This is a genomic window from Bacillus sp. TH50 (genome assembly GCF_016650565.1).
In the GTDB taxonomy this organism is placed as follows: Bacteria; Bacillota; Bacilli; order Bacillales; family Bacillaceae_G; genus Bacillus_A; species Bacillus_A mycoides.
The window spans coordinates 1,307,458-1,325,960 of sequence record NZ_JAEKFM010000007.1 but is presented as its reverse complement, the minus strand read 5'-3'; the positions used below and the strand labels follow the sequence as shown (position 1 = coordinate 1,325,960).

Here is an 18,503-nt window from a genome sequence, read left to right as displayed (position 1 = left end):
AGAAGGTCGTCATAATTAAAATGACGACCTTTTTTTATTATATAATACGAATCAATATGATACCTATAACCCACATGAAGAGAAATAGAGCCGTAACAGACCATTTATGCTCTTGAATCGTATGTTTCAACGCATGAGATAATTGCGTCATATTCATTTCTGCAAGTGCTCTCCACACGCTCACATCACGTTCTTTAGAAATACGATCTGTACCGCTAATTAAGATTGTTTCATTAGACAATTTCGTCATGTAAGCTGTAATAACCGTTATCATTAAATTTATATTTCCTTCTGAAGAATCACTTTCCACTCTAGAAATGAGAGCACTTACGTCAAGTAAAGGAATATGTACTTTTCGCCCGAATGAAAGCTGTACTTCAGCGAAATCATACGTCCCATCGAGTAACGGAATATCTTTTATATACGCTTGCTTAATAATCCCTTGTAAACTTCTAACAATTTGTTCATATATTTTTTCAGATTCCTTTCCTTCCTCGGACAACATATGTAACTTTGAAAACAACTGCAACACCGTATCCATTTCCTTAGAAAGCATTTCTTTTACAATCTTTCCATCACCTAAACTTGCAAGCAACATCCCTATTTCATTGTTTTTCGAAATGATTTTGGGCTGCCCAGTAAACACAAGGTTACTCCGCTTTCGTTCTTTCTGAATTTCATGTTCTGAAATAGCTGCAGGCTGTTTTAATGGTTGTAGCGTCTTATTTTCAATTGTCGTACGTTTAATTTCCATTTAAGCGCCTCCACTACTATCAAATTATTAGCCCCATTCTTTATTACTCTTTAAAACTAAAAACAGTACAAATAATCCTGACATAACAGCAAACACATTAGAAGCTTGTACTCCCTGCTCACTTTTTTCCTCTTTCTTTTCTTGTTGTTCTTCTATTTTCTCTTTCTTTTTAGAAACGACTTGATTGTCATTTTCGCTTTTTTTCTCCTTATGAACTTTCACATTATTTACTTCCTTGTTGTCTGTTAACGACTCTTTTATAACGTAGTTGATTTCCTCTTTTTCTTTCAACGGCTCTTTTATATAAGAGTTCACTTTCTCTTCTTGCTTTGGAATTTGAACAACTGGAAGTTTTTCTTCTGGAAGAGAAATCTCTATTTTCGGATCTTCCTGCTTCTCAATTTCTTTCTTATCTTCTACTTCCTTTTGATTCTCTTGCTCTTCTATCTTCTCATCATCTTTCACTTTTTGTTCGATAATAGAAACGATATATTCACTCTCTGTCACAAGTTTGTTACCTGCCCCATCTGTTACTTCCACAATAAGTTGATGCGGCCCAACAGGTAAAGCTTCTGTTATTTCAAATATTTTGTGCCAATCCATGTCGTGTTTATTATAGTCTAATAAAAAAGTAATATCGTTACCGTCTTCTTTTCCTTTTAATATAACGCGCACTTCTTTAACAACCGATTCTATATCTACCGTTTGTACTCGTATATGAACGGATTCTCCCTTTTTCCGTTCAATTAAGTTCCCTTTTACCTCATCAATAGTAACCTTCTCTAACTTTGGCAATTCTTTATCTATAGTTGGTGCTTCATTGTTTATACGAATGAGCGGGACATTTAATTCGTTCTCTATTACTTCTTCCTTCTCATCTTCTTTATAGCTTTCAACGAGCCTAAGGTTCCAATCACCTTGTAAATCATATATTCCGGCCTTATAATTAGCGATCCATCGCTTCGTTTTTTCTTCATACTCAAAAGATATTATTCTCTCTTGTCTGTACTGCTCACCATTTTTTTGTAATTGTAATATACCTTTTACACTTTGAATGTTTTTTTCATTTGGTTCTACAGCAATCCACACTTCTTCGCCAACCTTTAGCTCCTGCTTATTAACTGTAATAACCCCTCGGTCTGTTTCTATCGTTCTTTCTTCTTTTTGTTCTTTCACTTGCTCATTTTCTACTACTTTTTTTTCATCTTCAACCGAGGGCATTTCCACTTGTTCCGGCTGTTCCTGAATCTCTTTATTTTTTCCCTCTTGGTCATTCATTTCGCTTATATTTTGATCTTGTACACTATTTTCTTCTGCCTGCCCTTGTGATGGTAAAAATATGCATATATGTAAGAATAGCCAACTAACTAGAAAAAACTTTACGTTTTTCATTTATTTGTTCAAACTCCTATTTTGACGCCTTATAGCGATTTCGTCACTTTTACTCCGAAAAATCCATCTACATTTACAAGTTCTCCATACGCCACTAATACATCGTTCACATAAATTTGAATCGGTTCATCAATATCTTCATCAAGTACGACCGCTTCATTTTCTTGTAGACTTAAAATATCTTGAATTGTTCTCACTGTACTTCCAAATACAAATTTAACATTCATTTCTACATTTTGTAGAATAGATGCATCCATATATACTGGCTCAACTTGCTTGACTTCTTTATATTCAATTGGCTGTACGACTGGTGCAGGAATTTCTTCCTCCTCAACAACTTCCTCAACTATTTCTTCTTGCTCTTCCACCATCGGATATAGAAGTCTTCTAACCATTTCTTTCGCTTCTAATATCGGTAGTATTTGATACATCTTTGATTGAAGGAGATCACCAATTTCAAGATTAAAAGTAATTTGAACGAGTTCGTCAACTGCCATCGACTCTCCCAAATATTCCATTTCTTCTTTTAAAGAAACAAATTTAACGTCTGGTGGTGTCATATCCATTTTTTCTTTAAACATTTCTGACATCGCTGTTGCAGCATGCCCCATCATTTGGTTCATAATTTCTTTAATGCCACTTAACTCTAATTCACTTAGTTCTTTCTCCGGATCAATTTCACCCGTTCCCATCATCATTAAATCTACCATTGTTAAAGCAACATCTTTCGTAAATACGAATACATTCTCATTTTTTAGTCCTTCAACAAAATCGACATTTAAAATAACAAACGGAACCGGTACTCCTTCATAATGACGAACATTAATCGCCTCTACATTTGGTGTACTAATAGTGACAGGCTGATTTAAAAGCGTCGATAGTACTGTTGAAGCCGAACCGATTGAAATATTCGCAATTTCACCAAGCACATCTTTCTCTTCTTGTGTTAATTGCTCTTTTTCTACATGCTCTTCTACAATCTCAGTTTCCTGCACTTCCGCCTGCTCATCTATTTCTTCTTCCACACCACCAGATAATTGTAACAATTTATTTATCATTCGCTTCGCATGTTCAACTGAAACAACCTGTACAAGCTGAGAATTTACAAGATTATCTATTTTTAATTCAAACGATACTTTAACAACCATATTATTCCCATTAATACCAGAAATCTTCTCCATCTCTTCTGTAAGTTGCACAACTTTAATTGTTGGCGGAGACATGTCTACCGTATCTTGGAAGAATTCTGACATAGCTGTTGCTGCGAATCCCATCATTTGATTCATAGCTTCTTGTACTGCACTTAGCTCTAATTCACCAAGCTCTTTTCCCTCTTCAACTTCACCTGTTCCCATCATCATTAAATCAGCAATAGATAAAGCAACATCTTGCTTTAAGACAAGAAGATTTTCCATATCTAATCCTTTTGTGAAATGGATATTTAATACAACATGTGGAATTTCAACATCACTTGTATCATATAAATCTACCAGTTCTACTTGAGGAGCAGTAATACTTACTTGCCTATTTAAAATTGTTGATAATACAGTCGAAGCTGAACCGAATGATATATTAGCGATTTCACCAAGAATATCGCATTCTTGAGGCGTTAAATGTTCATTTTCTTTTTCTAGCACAATTGTGCCAGTATCCCCTTTTGTGTGTTGCTCAGGCATTTTTCCTGCCTCCTCATTTTTGTTTTTCTATCAAATGATTTAAACTCTCTATTACACTCGTTATATTTTACCAAACTTATCATCCGAATTGTGAACATGTATTTATTTCCACAATATGTGTAAACGACGGTTTTCATATACTTATATTATTAGTTCTACCCAAAAAGCTCCCCAATTGTATACAAGTGGGGAGCTTCCTTCATTCCTATTATAAACCTTCTGGGTTTAAAATGAGGACCACTCGTCCATCACCGAGAATTGTCGCACCAGAGAAATAGTTAGAGCTCTCTGCAAAGAAATCACCTAATGACTTTAAAACTATTTCTCTTTGACCAATAATTGTGTTTACGATAAGTCCATAGCTACGATGTGTATTACGAACAATTAACACAGGAACCATTTGACTATCATATGATGCGAACGCCTCATCTACTGTTTTTTCACCAAATACAGTACTTAAATGTTTCACTTCAATAATTTGATTGCGATAGTTTAAAACGTCTTTCCCTTGTAACGATTGTATGTCTTCTTTCTTAATTCGAATGGCTTCAGCAATATTGCCAAGAGGCAAGGCATAACGCTTATCATTTGTTTGAACAAGCATTGATTGAATAATAGACAATGTTAAAGGAAGTTCAATTCTGAATGTACTTCCTTTTCCTTCTTCAGAATCAATAATTAAATGCCCACCTAAACTATGAATCGTATGTTTAACAACATCTAATCCAACCCCACGTCCAGAAAGGTCAGATACAACTTCCGCTGTACTAAATCCCGGTTGGAAGATAAGATCAAACACTTCACGATCCGTTAATTTATTTGCCTCTGATTCCGTTACAACACCATTTTTTATCGCTTTTTCTAATACTTTTCCTTTATGAATACCATTTCCATCATCAGTAATTTGAATTACGACATGATTTCCACTATGAAACGCCTCTAATTTAATAGTACCGGTCTCATTTTTCCCGGCATCACGTCGGTTTTCGACAGTTTCAATACCATGATCAATTGCATTACGAATTAAATGAACGAGTGGATCACCAATTTCGTCAATAACAATTTTATCAACTTCAGTATCTTCACCTTTAATTTGTAAATCGATTTTTTTACCTAAATCTTTCGCTAACATGCGTACCATACGCGGAAAACGATTGAAGACCGTTTCAATCGGTACCATACGCATATTTAACAATACATTTTGGATATCTTTTGAAATATCACCTAATCTATTTAAATGCTCGATTAACTCTTTATTTTGAATCGTTTCTGCTAATTCATCAATTCGTCCACGCTCAATTACACTTTCTTCAAACATATTCATTAATCTTTCGATTTTTTCTAACTGAACACGAATAGAACGATTCTCTACTTTAGCATTTTTCGTTTTTGTATTACTTTTAGCCGGTGTAGTACTAGCTGTTGGAGTTCGTGCCTCTAGAGATGGATCCAGCTGCGTTGCTGCAATAGATTGTACGATTCCTTCTTCAGCTATATTTCCTTGCTTCACTTCTACTTTCTCAATTTCAGAAACGTGAAGCACCACCTGTTTCAATTCTTCAACACTACGATCAGTATCCATATATACTGTAAACTCAAATCCAAAAGCATCCGCTTCGATTTCTTCAATGCTTGGAACCGTTTTTTGTATATCCCCTATATTTTGTAATGCTTCAATACACATAATGGCACGTACTGCTTTTAAAATGGCTTGTTGTTCGACGGTTATATATACTTCATGTGAAACTGTATCATCATTGTTTATACTACTTTGCTCTACTTGTTCCATAGAAACTTCTACATTCCCATTTAATAATGCTTCTAATTTATGCTTTGTAGATACAACATCAATATTACCCATTCCGCCCTGCTGCACATCTGTAACCATCTTTTCTAAATTATCAATGCACTCAAAAATAACATCAATAATATTAGCATTCACCATCATATTTCCATGACGGATTTCGTCTAAAACATTTTCCATCTTATGAGTTAAATCTGCCATTTCCGCAAATTCCATACTCGCAGACATACCTTTAAATGTATGAGCTGAACGGAATATTTCCCCTACAACACCCATATCGGCAGGATTCTGTTCTAAATTTAGCACATTTTCATTTAGCGACTGTAAATGTTCTTCTGCTTCTTCAAAAAATATATTTAATAGATCTGTTTGCATTTTAATCCCCTACCTGTCTAACAAACATTTCATTCATGTATAACAATTTAGTGTTTTATAACGAGAAAAAAGGGGGCCACACGTCTATCCGCTATCATTGATTTGATTCTTTGTGGCACCCCTTCTATATTAGCTATTTGCTACTTTTGTTAAAGCTTCGATAACACGATCGGCTTGGAATGGCTTTACAATAAAGTCTTTTGCCCCGCCTTTAATTGCATCTAATACCATACCTTGTTGTCCCATTGCAGAACAAATAACAACCTTTGCACTCGAATCAATTTTCATAATTTCTTTTAATGCTTCAAGTCCGTCCATTTCTGGCATAGTAATATCTAGTGTTACAATATCAGGTTGAAGTTCTTTATACTTTTGAATCGCTTCTACCCCATTCTCTGCTTCACCGATAACTTCAAATTCAGAATTACTTTTTAATAAGTTTTTAATCATTGTTCGCATAAACATCGCATCGTCTACAACTAAAATTTTATGTGCCATTCTTTTCGGTTCTCTCCTTTTATGTATAAATATATCTTAATATTTCACCTTATCATTCTCACTCATTATACAAAATAAAACGAGAAAATTTAATATTTTTTTAAAAGAATTTCTGTATTTTTATTATTTTATTAATAAAATAGAAATATATTATTCTTTAATATATATTACAACGCGCCGATTTTTCTCCCAATTTTGCGGTGAATCATTTGATGCTACTGGTTTTGTGTCCGCATATCCTACCGCTGCTAATCGTTTATCATCTACATTATACACTTCAATTAAGTGGTGAATCATATTAGCTGCTCGTGCTGAAGATAATTCCCAGTTGGAAGGAAATTTTTCATTATGAATCGGTCTACTATCTGTATGTCCTTCTACAACAATTGGGTTTGGTACCGATTGAAAGAACCCTACTAATTGACTAATTACTTCTTTTGCTTCCGGCTTAACATTCGCATCACCTGTATCGAATATTAAGTTATCTACTATAACGATGCTAACACCTGTATCTTCTCGATATACATTCACTTGACTAACACCATTATTATCTACATATGCTTTTAACTTTTTATACAATTCATCCATTCGTTTTTTTGAAACCGCTTTTTCATCATTTTTTTCATGTGAAATATCTGGTATTGTACCTTCCATTACTTTCGCATCCACTTGTTCTGCATCACTAAACTTTTCAAGCATCTTCGATAATTTTACTGTATCTTGTTTTGATGTAGCAACTAATAGTACAAAAAAAGTCAATAACAACATCGTTAAATCAGTAAAAGTCGTCATCCAACGAGGCGATCCTTTTTGCGGTCGTTTTATCATCACCATACCACTCCTTGAAATATTAGGCTGCTCGTTTTTCTTTTTTTATCTTCGTTTCATATACGTATGTATCAAGTTTTAACTTTAACTTAGAAGGAATTTGTCCTCGGTAAAGCTCTGTGATTGCTTCTATTACAAACTTCTTCTCTGTATACAAATCTTCAATGCCACGATACACTTTTTCAGATAACGGTATTGCAATCATGTTTGCAATAACAGATCCATACAATGTCGTCAACATAGCAACTGCCATTCCTGTACCAATTTGCGATGTATCTTGCAAGTTTTGAAGCATAATAATAAGACCAATTAAAGTTCCTATCATACCCCACGCTGGAGCGAAATCACCAATCTTATCTAATAATGTTGCTCCTTTTCTTAACTCATATACTTCTGTTTCAACATCTCTCATTAATACTTCTTTTAATTCTGCTTCATCATATCCACTTAACATTAAACGAATCCCCTTTTGAATAAAAGGATTGTCTACTTGCTCTCCATCAACTTCTAACGAGAGTAAACCATGTTTTTTAGACTTCTTTGAAAAATCAACGAACAAATCCGTTAACTGTTCTAGATTTTCCTCTCTTCTATGTAAAACAGTAAAAATACTTTTCGTATATTTTTTTATTTCTCCAAATCTATATGCCACAATAATTGTCGCTGTTGTTCCCCCTATAACGATCAAAATAGATGAAACATCTAAGAAATTTTTAAAAGCTTTTATTCCACCACCGCCAAGCATGATCGCTGCAATTAAAATAACGAAACCTACTACAATGCCAAAGGGGCTAGAAATATCAAACTTCCTTTTTTTCCTTTGCGGTCTAGCTAATCCTTGATTTTCGTCTCCCATATTCCTGCCCTTCCTTTTTCGTTTTCGTAAAACATTTTTTTATTTTAATAATGCGTTTTCACATATAACAATCATTATACGCGTATCATCTATTTATCGCAATATACTCATTAAATTGACACATTTCATTTCTATATTAAAATTATAGTATGGAAATATGAGGAGGATCACGATGGAACATAACATTTTACAAGTCATTGCATTAGCAGAAAAACTAAAATATGAAATGCGACATAGTTGGCTTTCTAACGGACGTCAAGAAAGTGTTGCTGAACATACGTGGCGTATGTCCCTAATGGCTATCTTAGTTGAGCCTTATTTGGATCAAAAAGTAAATATAGAAAAATCACTTAAAATGGTTATTATTCATGACCTTGTCGAAGCAGAAGCTGGTGACATCCCCGCCTTCGACACGATGAATAGCCGTGAATTACAATTACAAAAACAGAAAAATGAGCTAGAGGCCATTTTAAATATTAAACGTACATTAAAAGGTCCTCTCGGCGTGGAATTATACGATTTATGGATGGAGTTCGAAGCGAAAGAAACGTATGAAGCAAAAGTTGCTAACGCACTTGATAAACTTGAAGTGAAAATTCAGCATAACGAAGCTGATATTGATACTTGGCTACCAATTGAGCATAAAATGACTTTCCAAGTTGGTAAACATACAGATTTTGACTCTTTCTTATCTAAATTACAAAAAATCATTGAACAAGACGGAGAAAAAAAATTACTCGCTGCCGGCATTGACGTTGAAGCATGCAAACAGTAACCATTTAATTATGAAATAAGACACTCAAAATGAGTGTCTTATTTCATAATTGTTGATATTGCCTGCTTATAAATAAGTTGTTGTTTTCCATCTACTAATATTAATACTGTAAATCTATCTACTCCAACTACTTCCCCTACTATTCTTACTCCGCTCTTTAAAAATATAGTAACTGCACCTTTTTCTTCTTTTATTTGTTTATACAACTCTTCTTGTAAGTGTTCCATAACTGTTTTCCCCTTTACAAATAAATAATCCTAATATAAAAAAATAAAGATTAATCACTTACATACTTTGTCTTTTATATTCATAAACTTATTAATTAGTATATCTAAATCTCGACTAAATAACAAAACTTTATTATGATCTAATCCATGCCTAGCAACAAGTTGAATTAACTCTTTCTTTTTGTGTTCTATTTTATTGTGTAATTGTCCCATCTCCATCTCTATACTAAAACTCCCTTTTCCCATAATATTACTTGTAAAATTATAGTACATTTCCACTCATAAAAAAATAAAAAAATGGTTTTTTTTACAAATTTTATATTTATGAAAAGAAATTTTAATGTAATTGTAAGTTACATACCCCTTTCATTTACAATACATTCACCTAGTATACACTTCCATATTGTTTTACCATTTTAAAAAAAGCGCTATGAAACAAAGTAAATATCACATTTAAATCCGATCACAGGCTCTTGTCTAATTAGAAGTAAGACTTGCTCCTTTTCTAAATAAAAACATATCTTATAAAGTAATCCATTAGTTATATAGATTAATTTCCTAAAAAGGAGGAAAAAACATGAGCTTTGGTGGTAGTTGCGCTGGTTTCGGCGGTGGATTTGCTTTACTCATCGTGCTATTCATCCTTCTAATCATTATCGGATGTAGCTGTTGGGGTGGCGGCGGAGGGTTTTAAATATAATATGTATCCTTTTCGCTAAACTCTAAATGAATGAAATATGTTGACTAAAAACTATACGAAAACAGCTCATATTTGAGCTGTTTTTTCATACTTTCGTATGAATTTATGTCCATCTTTTTTGTGATTTCAACTAACAAGAAATCGTTTACTATGGAATAAGAAACATTTTTACTAAGGAGGATTATAATGATTAAAGGTCTTTATGAAGCACATTTACCTGTCTGTAATTTAGAAATTTCGATACCTTTTTATGAATCACTGGGGTTAAAATTATATAAAAGTGACAACGATATCGCCTTCTTTTGGATTGTAGAAAATGAAAGTTGGATTGGTCTTTGGGAAGGAAAAGAATACAAAGTCAATTATCATCCATCCTTACGACATATCGCTTTCCAAGTAAGCTTACACGATTTAGAAAACGCAATACACTGGCTCAAACAGAAAGGAATTCCAGCACGAAAAGACTTTGGAATGGAGCCAATTGAGCCAATCGTTTTTCCAGAATTAGCACACGCCTCCGTATATTTTAACGATCCTGATGGAAATAGTTTAGAATTCATTGCACAATTACCTGTTGGACTACCTAAAGCAGAGAAAATGTATTTAAGTGAATGGAAAAAACATGTACAGGCATCACTTATAGATAAGGTTTAATTTCTCATGTCAATTTCTTATTAAAGGCTTCTTAAAACAAATACAAACTTCAAAAGACTATTTTTTGGTCAAACATTAAGTGTACTTGGGGATTGGTTTCATACTGTCGCTTTATTAACACTCGTCTATAGCATAACAGAATCTTCATTTATGTTAGCACTCACCTTTATGAGCAAAGGGTTACCTCAACTTTTTCTGAGCCCATTCATAGGCGGAATTGTAGACCGTTTTTCAAAAAAGAAAATTATGATTTTTACCGATATTTTACGAGGAATTATCGTCCTCACTTATTTATTAGCATTCTACAAGATTGAAATTATTTTCGTTTCTAATATATGTTTAGCGGTACTCTCTTGCTTATTCGAGCCTGCTAAGCAATCAACCCTAAAAAATATCGTACATCAAAAGCATTTCGTAACCGCTAACTCTCTTTCTAGTACAATCAATGGTTTTATGTCTATTATGGGAGCCTCTTTAGGTGGGCTCATTGCACAATCTTTAAGTATCGAGATTGCCTTTTTTATTAATAGCCTATCATACTTTATTTCAGCCTATATTATTTATAAAATAAAGATCCCTTCTCGTGACACTTTTAGCAAGAAAAAAGCGTTTTTCACTGATATAAAAGATGGTTATACATATTACAAAGCAAAATTATTTTAACATTAATTCTTGTCGGCATTTCATGGGGCATTATTGGAGGTGCCTATCAGTTACTTCTAACAATCTATGCCGAAAGAATCTTCCACACTAACATTGGTATTTTATATGCGGTTCAAGGGGCTGGACTTATGATTGGCAGTCTCCTCGTTAATCTTTATATGTCTAAAAATGAAGACAAAATGAAAAGAGCATTTGGCTTGGCCTATTTACTACAAGGAATTTTCTTTCTCGGATTCATTCTATCCGATCAACTTATTATCGGTATCATTACATTACTCTGTATGCGTATAGCAGGAGGAATCATCGTTCCACTTGATACGACATTACTACAAACGTATACGCAAGAAAACATGATTGGTAAAGTTTTTTCATTTCATTATTCCATCTACGGATCGCTTATTCAGCTATCTATGTTTATTACAGGATGGTTTTTAGAAATCCTTTCTCCTCAAGTGATTGGTAGCTTGTTAGCTATATGCTGTATTTTTGTTAGTTTTATATGGCTTTTCTTGTTTTATCGCGGTGAGCTTGGTGAAGAATCTACTGATAATCAATAGATTCTTCACCAAATTTTATTTGATTTCATTTATTAGCGCTGCGTAACAATACAATTATTTGAAAATGGCAACCATATTCGTTAATGGGCCCTATACGTGAACGCTATTTGAGAAGAAACTAATTATTTATGTTAAAATATAAATAAGTTTGTGAAGGATTGCACTTAAATTTTAGACTTAAAATATTTATTGAATTTGATTAAATAGGAGGGCTATTTTGGGAATCACTTTAATTTTCATATGTATTATATTAGTAGCTTCTATTTTACAAACAAGTACAGGTTTTGGCTTTTCTATTATGGCAACACCTTTCTTACTCATGTTATTTCTACCACAAGAAGCTATACAAATAAATATCATTTTATCATTAATTATTTCCATATCACTCATTTGGAAAATAAGAATGGACATTGATTTTATTCTACTGAAAAGATTAATTTTCGGAAGTATAGTTGGTGTTCCTTTTGGTATTTTAATTTTCATTTCCATTAACATCAACACATTTAAATTAGCAATTAGCATCCTGCTCTTACTATTAACATTGATGCTAATATGCAACTTTAAGGTTAAATCAACACCATTTAGAGATTTTATAGTTGGTGGATTATCAGGGCTTTTAACGACAAGTATCGGTATGCCAGGACCACCCCTGTTACTTTACTTTACAGGAACTGATACGAAAAAAGAGAAGTTGAGAGCAACTACTTTAGCTTTTTATCTGTTTATATATTTCATTAGTCTCATAACTCAAATACTCTTTACTGGAACGAACAAAACAATTTGGGAATCAAGTTTTTATGCAATTCCAATTGTATTTTTAGGTTTGTTCATAGGTCAAATTATTTTCAAATGGCTTAATCAACGGATTTTCAAAATATTTACATATATCCTTTTGAGTTGCACGGGTATTTATCTCCTTATTGAAAGTTTGAACTTGTTATAGAGGGTGCTTTAGATAGTGCACAATAATAGATAGGTTCAAACGAAAGTATTGCTGTATTTTCAAGTGCGATGGGGCATTCTATATCAAAACTTAAATAACTTTATTGGCGGTTTACAATTAGCAATAATCGTTCTTTCATAAGACAAATATTTCAAATCGAATACTAAACAAAACGATAAAAAGCGGCTATTATGCCGCTTTTTACATTAAATATTTTATAAAGCAAAGACCTGCACTTACTATCACGAATATATTAAAAAATAAGAAAAACCCTTTTTCAAAATCTGTATACTTTTCTACTTTTACTCCGCGTTTTTTTAACTCCATAACTATCATTGCAACTTCACGTGCATACTTAATACTTCCAAATTGTATATGAGTGTTATTATATTTAATCTCAAAGAAATTTTTCATTTTTTTATGTTGCGAAATGGATTGTATATCCTCTATTGGCATCCTATGTTCATTTGTTTTTTTAAAATAGCAATCTAATCCTTTCATGATTACTCTTTTATTTGTTAAAACGATATAATAATAGAAAGTAGCTCCTACGTAATATATATTTGGTATTACTTTATTATTTGCCATATACCCTTCGTCTACTAACAGTGCCTTCTTAATTTCTTCATCAGCTTGTAATTCACTTCGAATTGACTCTTCTAACATTTGTAAAGTTAATTTTTTTAGCAGTTCACCATTTCTCACATAATACTTATCTATATTTATAGAATCATTCGCTTCTTTCTCTAAACGTGTAATTTCTTCTTCTGAATATTGGAGCTCATTTAACATCGATAATAATCTTTTATCCATATTACACACTCCCTTTCCACAGTTTTTGAAGTTTTTTCTTTCCACGAGAAATTCGATTGTATATATAGTCAGCCGTTACTTTTAATTCTTTCGCAATATCGTCAATGGAATACCCATCAATATACCTCTTTAAAAAGATATACCGATCCTTTGTATTTAAATCTTGTACGAGTTCCATAATCTCTTCTTCTTGTTCTATTTCATACCTATCATGGATACTTGTATCTATTTCTACGTCTTTATCGATTTTATTCTCTTTATATACTTTCTTTTTATATTCCAATGCCTTTAATTTAGTAATACCAATCATCCAAGATTTTAAGTTTCCCTTTTCTATATCAAATTGTTCGATATGAAACCAAATGACAGTAAATACATCATTATAACAATCATCTATATATTGTTTTTCAATAGGGGTACTTAATGATTTATGAATAATGTACAAAATTAATTTTCCATATTGATCAATTACTTCTTTCAAAGCATCTTGATCGCGTTTTTTCATAGCTATAATTAAATCCTCTTCAGAATCAAAAATCATAAAGATCTTCCTTCCTCAGTTCCCCTTTAGCAGCTGCTTTTACTTACTATTGGCATTTCATTCTCATTTTCTATCACTTTTGTAAAAATTTATTAATTTTTATTTCTATGTATATGATAGCAAAAAAAATACATTTCTCCTCCAAAAAAGACAAACCCGCATTACAGGTTTGCCTTTTTACTTATTTCTTATTTAATCCTTTTTCATTTAAAAACTCTTTCATATGCATTCTTTTCTCTTTGGACATAAATGAACTCATTGATTCTGTCCATGTTATGTTTTTTTGATTTGATGATCTTTCTTTGTAATACGCACTCATCGTTTCATCATATTCGTTTAATAATTCATCATATTTCTTTTCATCGTATCCATTTTCATGAAGAATTGCTGCTACCGGTAATCGTGGTTTTACTCCATGCTCTTCATCTGGTACGCCGACCGTCATTCCGAATACCGGATATACTTTATCCGGTAAATGAAGCAATTCACTCACTTCTTTCGGGTTATTACGAATTCCGCCAATATAACAAATACCGTATCCTAAAGATTCAGCTGCAAGTGCTAAGTTTTGTGCAAATAATGAGGCATCTACTGTTGCTACAATAAAGTCCTCTACTCCCTCATGTTTAATCTCTGTTCCATGTTTTTCACATGCCATTTCAAGTCGCTTTAAGTCTGCACAACAAACAAAGAATGCTGCGCAGTCTTTCACGTGACGATTCCCGGATAACTCAGCTAGTTTACCCTTGAGTTGTTGATCTGTTACATATATAAGAGAATACGCCTGTACAAAATGTGAGGAAGCCGCATGTTGTGCAGCTTGCACCATTCTTTCTACTATCTCTTTTGAAATTGGTTCTTCTTTATATTTACGAACTGAAACGTGTTGCTCCATTTTATGTATCATCTCATTCATGAAAATCACTCCTTTTTTCTCTTCATAATGAAAAATTACCATATCTTTTTCATTATTCACAACTTATAAGCACAAAAAGAGCAATTCTTTTCGAATTGCTCTTTTTTAATGTTTATTAATACGATATATGAAATTATATCGACGTTTTGGCAAATAACGACGAATTTATATGCTGTTATGCAATGCTTGTTAAGCTGCTTTCAACACTTTAATACCTTTTACGATATTCCAAATGAAGTAATAAATCCCTACAAGAATGAACACTGCATATGTGATCATCATTCCAATTCCAGCACCATCAGATTGATTGAAGCTTAAACCGTATACGCCCGACACTGCTAATCCTCCAAATAAAATTGCGTATGGGAAAACATGTGACCAAAATGCTTTTTTTGCGTGGTATTTCACTTCATCTTCCGCAACGAAGTACACGATAATTGGTAGTAAAAATGGTGCAAAAAAGATACTAAAGTAACATAGCGAAGATAAAATATTATTTCCTTTCAACCGAATCACCTCTAAAGTTTTTTGTTACCTTCATTATGTCAGGAAACCTTTCCAGAAACTATCGCTTTACCTTTCATGAACATGACATTTTTGTAAGATTTTCCTCGAAATAAATCCCGCCTCAAATTTCGGGCGGGATTACTTTAACTATATTCGATTCATAAACCAATATTGCGTAATCGCTAAATATTCTCGTACATTCGATGGAATGATAATTGGCTTCGGTGTTTTGGCCGGAAGCCCTTCTAATTGCAAACCTTGTTTTGCAGCTATTTTTTTCGCTCTAAACATATGGAAATCGTTTGTTACGATCATACCTTTTTTCATATTGGCCGGAATTAACGGTTTTGAGAATTTAATATTTTCATCTGTGCTCGTCGACTTATCTTCCATTATAATGCGGTCTTCTGCAATATTTTGTTTCATTAATCCTTGTTTCATCGCTAATGCTTCTGTAATATCTTCACCTTTTCCTTGGCCTCCAGATACAATAGCAATTGTTTTATCGTGTAATTTTAAATACTCAGCTGCTTTATCAATACGATATTGCAATGAATAAGAAGGTTTTGTTCCATTTACTTTCGATCCTAGTACAATTATATAATCCGCATCATCAATTGCTTTCATATGCCCATGCTTATAAATGTTATATTGTAAAAACCCCGCATATACGGCGCAAATCATTATAACAACTAAAATATACTTGATTATTTTCTTCTTTCTCATATCCATATACCCCTATTCCCTTTACTTCCTTCATCATAATATCCAATTATTCGTTTGTATACAGACAAATTCCAATTAAGCCTAATTTATCCTCCAAAAGGTAATATTTCTATTAATTTCGGGAATAGTAAGTACAACTTCGCACGAAGGAGTGTCCCTATTGCTTCTCTTTTTATGTAACGTATCATTCTTTTTTATCTTATTTTTACTATCACTTAAGCTACTTGGTAAATCTGCATTAGCACAACTAACTCCTCATGATTTTGGGGCTATTATCTTTTTATCTTATTTAGCTTTTCAAGCCATACCAGTCGCTGGTGCTTTACAAGCATTTCTCGGTATGGTCGTTATTACATGTTTGCATTTGCTTCTTACAAAATTAAGCCTACTCAACAAACTAAACCGTTTTATTCTCGGCCACCCCATTATTTTAATTAAACATGGTGATATTATTTTTGAGAACTTACAAAAAAGTAGATATCCGATCCCTGAATTGCTTTCTAACCTTCGCGTCGCAGGATATCCAAGTGTTCATGAAATTGAGTATGCGATATTAGAAGCGAATGGAGCTATTAGTATTTTACCAAAAAGAGAACTTGTGCCTCTGACTCCAAAAGATTTGAATATAAATGTTAAGTATGCAGGCTTACCAATTGCTCTTATCGTTGATTCACAAATTCAATACGATAACTTAAAATTAATCCATAAAAATGAAAAGTGGTTACATGCAGAGTTAATGGAGAAAGGCGTTACAAATATTAAAAATGTGGCTTTCGCTTCTGTGCAGGAGACAGATGGATCTTTTGCGATTAGTTTAAAAGAATGAAAAAAAAATCCCCTTACTTGTTCAAGGGGATTTTCTTCACTATATTGCTTTTTTCTCTCTCGCCATGTTTAACGGAACAGGATGTTTCATACGATTCATCGTAAATATGATAATTGCTGTCAATACTTCCGCTACTGGCATAACGAGCCAAATTCCGTTTATACCAAATACTTTTGGCATAATCCATAACAATGGGATAACAAATAGTAAACCTCGGCTCATTATTATAAGTACTGATTTTTTCGTTTGTCGCACTGATTGGAAATACTCTCCATACACAATGTTATAGCCTAAAAATACATATTGAATAAAGAATAAACTAATACCTGTTAACGTTAACTCCAGTAGTTCTGGCGATTGAACATTAAATAAACCTATAATATATTTCCCGAAGAATAAACCGACAACAATTGCAATACCTCCGAGTACAAGCGCAATTTTTACAGCAAACTGCAATCCTTCACGCAATCTTTCTGATAAATTTGCACCGTAATGGAAACTAGCGATTGGTTGTAACGCTGCTCCAACACCGAAGAATAATAGTAATGTCATTGCATGAATACTATTCACCATCGCATAAGAAGCTACACCTAGTTCTCCTGCATATTGAACGAACGCAATATTAAAACCGATCGTTACGATTGCAACTGTACTTTCTGCTGTAAAGCTTGGGAAACCGATCACCATAATTTGTTTAACCGTATCCCATTCAAAGTGGAATTTCGTCCATTTTAAAATACTACTTTTTCTAAAGAAGTGAGTTAATAATACAAGGAAACCAATTGCTGCCGAAAGAATAGTCGCTGAAGCAGCACCAGTTACACCCCATCCAAAGATGAAAATAAAAATATAGTCGAACACTATATTTAATACAGCCGTTACAACAAGACCTGCCATTGCTAAATTAGGATTTCCGTCATTTCGTATAAATGTACTTAAAATATTTTCTAAAACGTATATCATTCCAAATGTTAATAACACCTGTAAATAGTCTAATGCGTATGGTAAAATCACTTCATTCGCACCAAATAAATATGCTAAATCTTCTATTCTCCATAAGCAAATAGCCGCTAAAACGCCAACGATAACAACTGCTACTGTCATAGATTGAGTAAAGATAGACCTTGCTCTTTCCAGTTTATTTTCACCTAGTGCAATGGAATATAGCGTTGCTCCGCCCATTCCAATCCATAATGAAATAGAGAAGAAAATTGAAAATGCTGGAATAGCTACGTTTACTCCGGCTAAACCGTTCGCTCCAACTCCTCTACTAATCATGACTGCATCAATCACAATATTAACCGACATTAATACCATCCCAAGAACAGCTGGTATTAAATACGTAATAAATAAACTTTTAATTGGTTTTTCTCTTAATTTTTCTGTTGTTTCCATCATATAAATGCTCCTTTTTCAATCCTCTGTTCACAGTTTAAACCTTCAAGTTACTTGAAGGTCAATAGAGAATCGAA

The 18,503-nt window shown here is 33.1% G+C and carries 20 protein-coding genes and 1 pseudogene; 6 read left to right on the top strand and 15 right to left on the bottom strand.

The genetic code is table 11. The features are described from left to right. Window positions 1-37: 37 nt before the first annotated feature. From JFU23_RS23930 to JFU23_RS23900, 7 genes are all read right to left on the bottom strand, one after another. Window positions 38-754, bottom strand: a complete 717-nt coding sequence (locus JFU23_RS23930; RefSeq protein WP_201032831.1) for a hypothetical protein — start codon at window positions 752-754, stop codon at window positions 38-40. 27 nt (window positions 755-781) lie between these two features. Further along, the gene (locus JFU23_RS23925) at window positions 782-2,146 is read right to left on the bottom strand and encodes a transglycosylase (RefSeq protein WP_201032830.1); all 1,365 of its coding nucleotides are present in this window, start codon (window positions 2,144-2,146) and stop codon (window positions 782-784) included. Window positions 2,147-2,175: 29 nt separating this feature from the next. Next, a complete protein-coding gene (locus JFU23_RS23920; RefSeq protein WP_201032829.1) occupies window positions 2,176-3,822 on the bottom strand; it encodes a flagellar motor switch protein in 1,647 nt (548 codons plus the stop codon). A 208-nt stretch (window positions 3,823-4,030) separates the two neighbouring features. Continuing rightward, on the bottom strand, window positions 4,031-6,001 hold the full coding sequence (locus tag JFU23_RS23915) for a chemotaxis protein CheA (protein ID WP_201032828.1): 1,971 nt from the start codon (window positions 5,999-6,001) through the stop codon (window positions 4,031-4,033). A gap of 129 nt (window positions 6,002-6,130) precedes the next feature. Next, on the bottom strand, window positions 6,131-6,499 hold the full coding sequence (locus JFU23_RS23910; RefSeq protein WP_000940577.1) for a response regulator: 369 nt from the start codon (window positions 6,497-6,499) through the stop codon (window positions 6,131-6,133). Between the two features lie 150 nt (window positions 6,500-6,649). After that, a complete protein-coding gene (locus JFU23_RS23905; protein ID WP_002012067.1) occupies window positions 6,650-7,327 on the bottom strand; it encodes an OmpA family protein in 678 nt (225 codons plus the stop codon). Window positions 7,328-7,349: 22 nt separating this feature from the next. Next, on the bottom strand, window positions 7,350-8,183 hold the full coding sequence (locus tag JFU23_RS23900) for a flagellar motor protein MotP (protein ID WP_002012069.1): 834 nt from the start codon (window positions 8,181-8,183) through the stop codon (window positions 7,350-7,352). 172 nt (window positions 8,184-8,355) lie between these two features. Here JFU23_RS23900 and JFU23_RS23895 point away from each other — a divergent pair, with 172 nt between their 5' ends. Next, window positions 8,356-8,958, top strand: coding sequence for an HD domain-containing protein (locus JFU23_RS23895; RefSeq protein ID WP_201032827.1), 603 nt, complete (start codon window positions 8,356-8,358; stop codon window positions 8,956-8,958). Window positions 8,959-8,996: 38 nt separating this feature from the next. Here JFU23_RS23895 and hfq read toward each other — a convergent pair whose 3' ends face one another. Then, window positions 8,997-9,185 carry an RNA chaperone Hfq gene (gene hfq, locus JFU23_RS23890; RefSeq protein ID WP_002012071.1) on the bottom strand — a complete coding sequence of 63 codons (189 nt, stop codon included), beginning with the start codon at window positions 9,183-9,185 and terminating at the stop codon, window positions 8,997-8,999. 54 nt (window positions 9,186-9,239) lie between these two features. Beyond that, window positions 9,240-9,458, bottom strand: coding sequence for an aspartyl-phosphate phosphatase Spo0E family protein (locus tag JFU23_RS23885; RefSeq protein WP_201032826.1), 219 nt, complete (start codon window positions 9,456-9,458; stop codon window positions 9,240-9,242). 304 nt (window positions 9,459-9,762) lie between these two features. Between JFU23_RS23885 and JFU23_RS23880 the strand changes: the two genes are divergently transcribed. From JFU23_RS23880 to JFU23_RS23865, 4 genes and pseudogenes are all read left to right on the top strand, one after another. Then, on the top strand, window positions 9,763-9,879 hold the full coding sequence (locus JFU23_RS23880; RefSeq protein WP_000007805.1) for a YjcZ family sporulation protein: 117 nt from the start codon (window positions 9,763-9,765) through the stop codon (window positions 9,877-9,879). A 192-nt stretch (window positions 9,880-10,071) separates the two neighbouring features. Next, the gene (locus JFU23_RS23875; RefSeq protein ID WP_201032825.1) at window positions 10,072-10,539 is read left to right on the top strand and encodes a VOC family protein; all 468 of its coding nucleotides are present in this window, start codon (window positions 10,072-10,074) and stop codon (window positions 10,537-10,539) included. Between the two features lie 6 nt (window positions 10,540-10,545). Then, window positions 10,546-11,759 (top strand): annotated as a pseudogene (locus tag JFU23_RS23870) (MFS transporter). Between the two features lie 217 nt (window positions 11,760-11,976). Then, on the top strand, window positions 11,977-12,702 hold the full coding sequence (locus JFU23_RS23865) for a sulfite exporter TauE/SafE family protein (protein WP_201032824.1): 726 nt from the start codon (window positions 11,977-11,979) through the stop codon (window positions 12,700-12,702). A 201-nt stretch (window positions 12,703-12,903) separates the two neighbouring features. On the opposite strand, the gene JFU23_RS23860 is transcribed toward JFU23_RS23865, so the two are convergent. From JFU23_RS23860 to JFU23_RS23840, 5 genes are all read right to left on the bottom strand, one after another. Beyond that, window positions 12,904-13,515, bottom strand: coding sequence for a PH domain-containing protein (locus JFU23_RS23860; RefSeq protein ID WP_201032823.1), 612 nt, complete (start codon window positions 13,513-13,515; stop codon window positions 12,904-12,906). 1 nt (window position 13,516) lies between these two features. Beyond that, on the bottom strand, window positions 13,517-14,062 hold the full coding sequence (locus tag JFU23_RS23855; RefSeq protein WP_201033309.1) for a sigma-70 family RNA polymerase sigma factor: 546 nt from the start codon (window positions 14,060-14,062) through the stop codon (window positions 13,517-13,519). Window positions 14,063-14,237: 175 nt separating this feature from the next. Continuing rightward, window positions 14,238-14,972 carry an oxygen-insensitive NADPH nitroreductase gene (gene nfsA / locus JFU23_RS23850; RefSeq protein WP_085310163.1) on the bottom strand — a complete coding sequence of 245 codons (735 nt, stop codon included), beginning with the start codon at window positions 14,970-14,972 and terminating at the stop codon, window positions 14,238-14,240. A 189-nt stretch (window positions 14,973-15,161) separates the two neighbouring features. Beyond that, window positions 15,162-15,479, bottom strand: a complete 318-nt coding sequence (locus JFU23_RS23845) for a magnetosome magnetite crystal formation protein family (RefSeq protein WP_002064599.1) — start codon at window positions 15,477-15,479, stop codon at window positions 15,162-15,164. A 147-nt stretch (window positions 15,480-15,626) separates the two neighbouring features. Next, window positions 15,627-16,163, bottom strand: coding sequence for a YdcF family protein (locus tag JFU23_RS23840; RefSeq protein ID WP_307838467.1), 537 nt, complete (start codon window positions 16,161-16,163; stop codon window positions 15,627-15,629). A 202-nt stretch (window positions 16,164-16,365) separates the two neighbouring features. Between JFU23_RS23840 and JFU23_RS23835 the strand changes: the two genes are divergently transcribed. Continuing rightward, window positions 16,366-17,031 (top strand): DUF421 domain-containing protein, encoded by a 666-nt coding sequence (locus tag JFU23_RS23835; protein ID WP_002126540.1) that lies wholly within the window; start codon window positions 16,366-16,368, stop codon window positions 17,029-17,031. A 39-nt stretch (window positions 17,032-17,070) separates the two neighbouring features. Here the strand turns inward: JFU23_RS23835 and JFU23_RS23830 are convergent, their stop codons facing one another. Then, window positions 17,071-18,426: an MATE family efflux transporter gene (locus JFU23_RS23830; protein WP_201033308.1), complete on the bottom strand. Its 1,356-nt coding sequence runs from the start codon at window positions 18,424-18,426 to the stop codon at window positions 17,071-17,073. Between the last annotated feature and the right edge of the window lie 77 nt (window positions 18,427-18,503).

Excerpts from the sequence above, each read along its gene's own strand:
- JFU23_RS23915 (WP_201032828.1), bottom strand. The coding sequence starts at position 6,001 with ATGCAAACAGATCTATTAAATATATTTTTTGAAGAAGCAGAAGAACAT.
- hfq (WP_002012071.1), bottom strand. The coding sequence starts at position 9,185 with ATGGAACACTTACAAGAAGAGTTGTATAAACAAATAAAAGAAGAAAAA.
- JFU23_RS23895 (WP_201032827.1), top strand. The coding sequence starts at position 8,356 with ATGGAACATAACATTTTACAAGTCATTGCATTAGCAGAAAAACTAAAA.
- JFU23_RS23880 (WP_000007805.1), top strand. The coding sequence starts at position 9,763 with ATGAGCTTTGGTGGTAGTTGCGCTGGTTTCGGCGGTGGATTTGCTTTA.
- nfsA (WP_085310163.1), bottom strand. The coding sequence starts at position 14,972 with ATGAATGAGATGATACATAAAATGGAGCAACACGTTTCAGTTCGTAAA.
- JFU23_RS23930 (WP_201032831.1), bottom strand. The coding sequence starts at position 754 with ATGGAAATTAAACGTACGACAATTGAAAATAAGACGCTACAACCATTA.
- JFU23_RS23875 (WP_201032825.1), top strand. The coding sequence starts at position 10,072 with ATGATTAAAGGTCTTTATGAAGCACATTTACCTGTCTGTAATTTAGAA.
- JFU23_RS23925 (WP_201032830.1), bottom strand. The coding sequence starts at position 2,146 with ATGAAAAACGTAAAGTTTTTTCTAGTTAGTTGGCTATTCTTACATATA.
- JFU23_RS23900 (WP_002012069.1), bottom strand. The coding sequence starts at position 8,183 with ATGGGAGACGAAAATCAAGGATTAGCTAGACCGCAAAGGAAAAAAAGG.
- JFU23_RS23885 (WP_201032826.1), bottom strand. The coding sequence starts at position 9,458 with ATGTACTATAATTTTACAAGTAATATTATGGGAAAAGGGAGTTTTAGT.
- JFU23_RS23840 (WP_307838467.1), bottom strand. The coding sequence starts at position 16,163 with ATGATTTGCGCCGTATATGCGGGGTTTTTACAATATAACATTTATAAG.
- JFU23_RS23830 (WP_201033308.1), bottom strand. The coding sequence starts at position 18,426 with ATGGAAACAACAGAAAAATTAAGAGAAAAACCAATTAAAAGTTTATTT.
- JFU23_RS23905 (WP_002012067.1), bottom strand. The coding sequence starts at position 7,327 with ATGATAAAACGACCGCAAAAAGGATCGCCTCGTTGGATGACGACTTTT.
- JFU23_RS23920 (WP_201032829.1), bottom strand. The coding sequence starts at position 3,822 with ATGCCTGAGCAACACACAAAAGGGGATACTGGCACAATTGTGCTAGAA.
- JFU23_RS23910 (WP_000940577.1), bottom strand. The coding sequence starts at position 6,499 with ATGGCACATAAAATTTTAGTTGTAGACGATGCGATGTTTATGCGAACA.
- JFU23_RS23860 (WP_201032823.1), bottom strand. The coding sequence starts at position 13,515 with ATGGATAAAAGATTATTATCGATGTTAAATGAGCTCCAATATTCAGAA.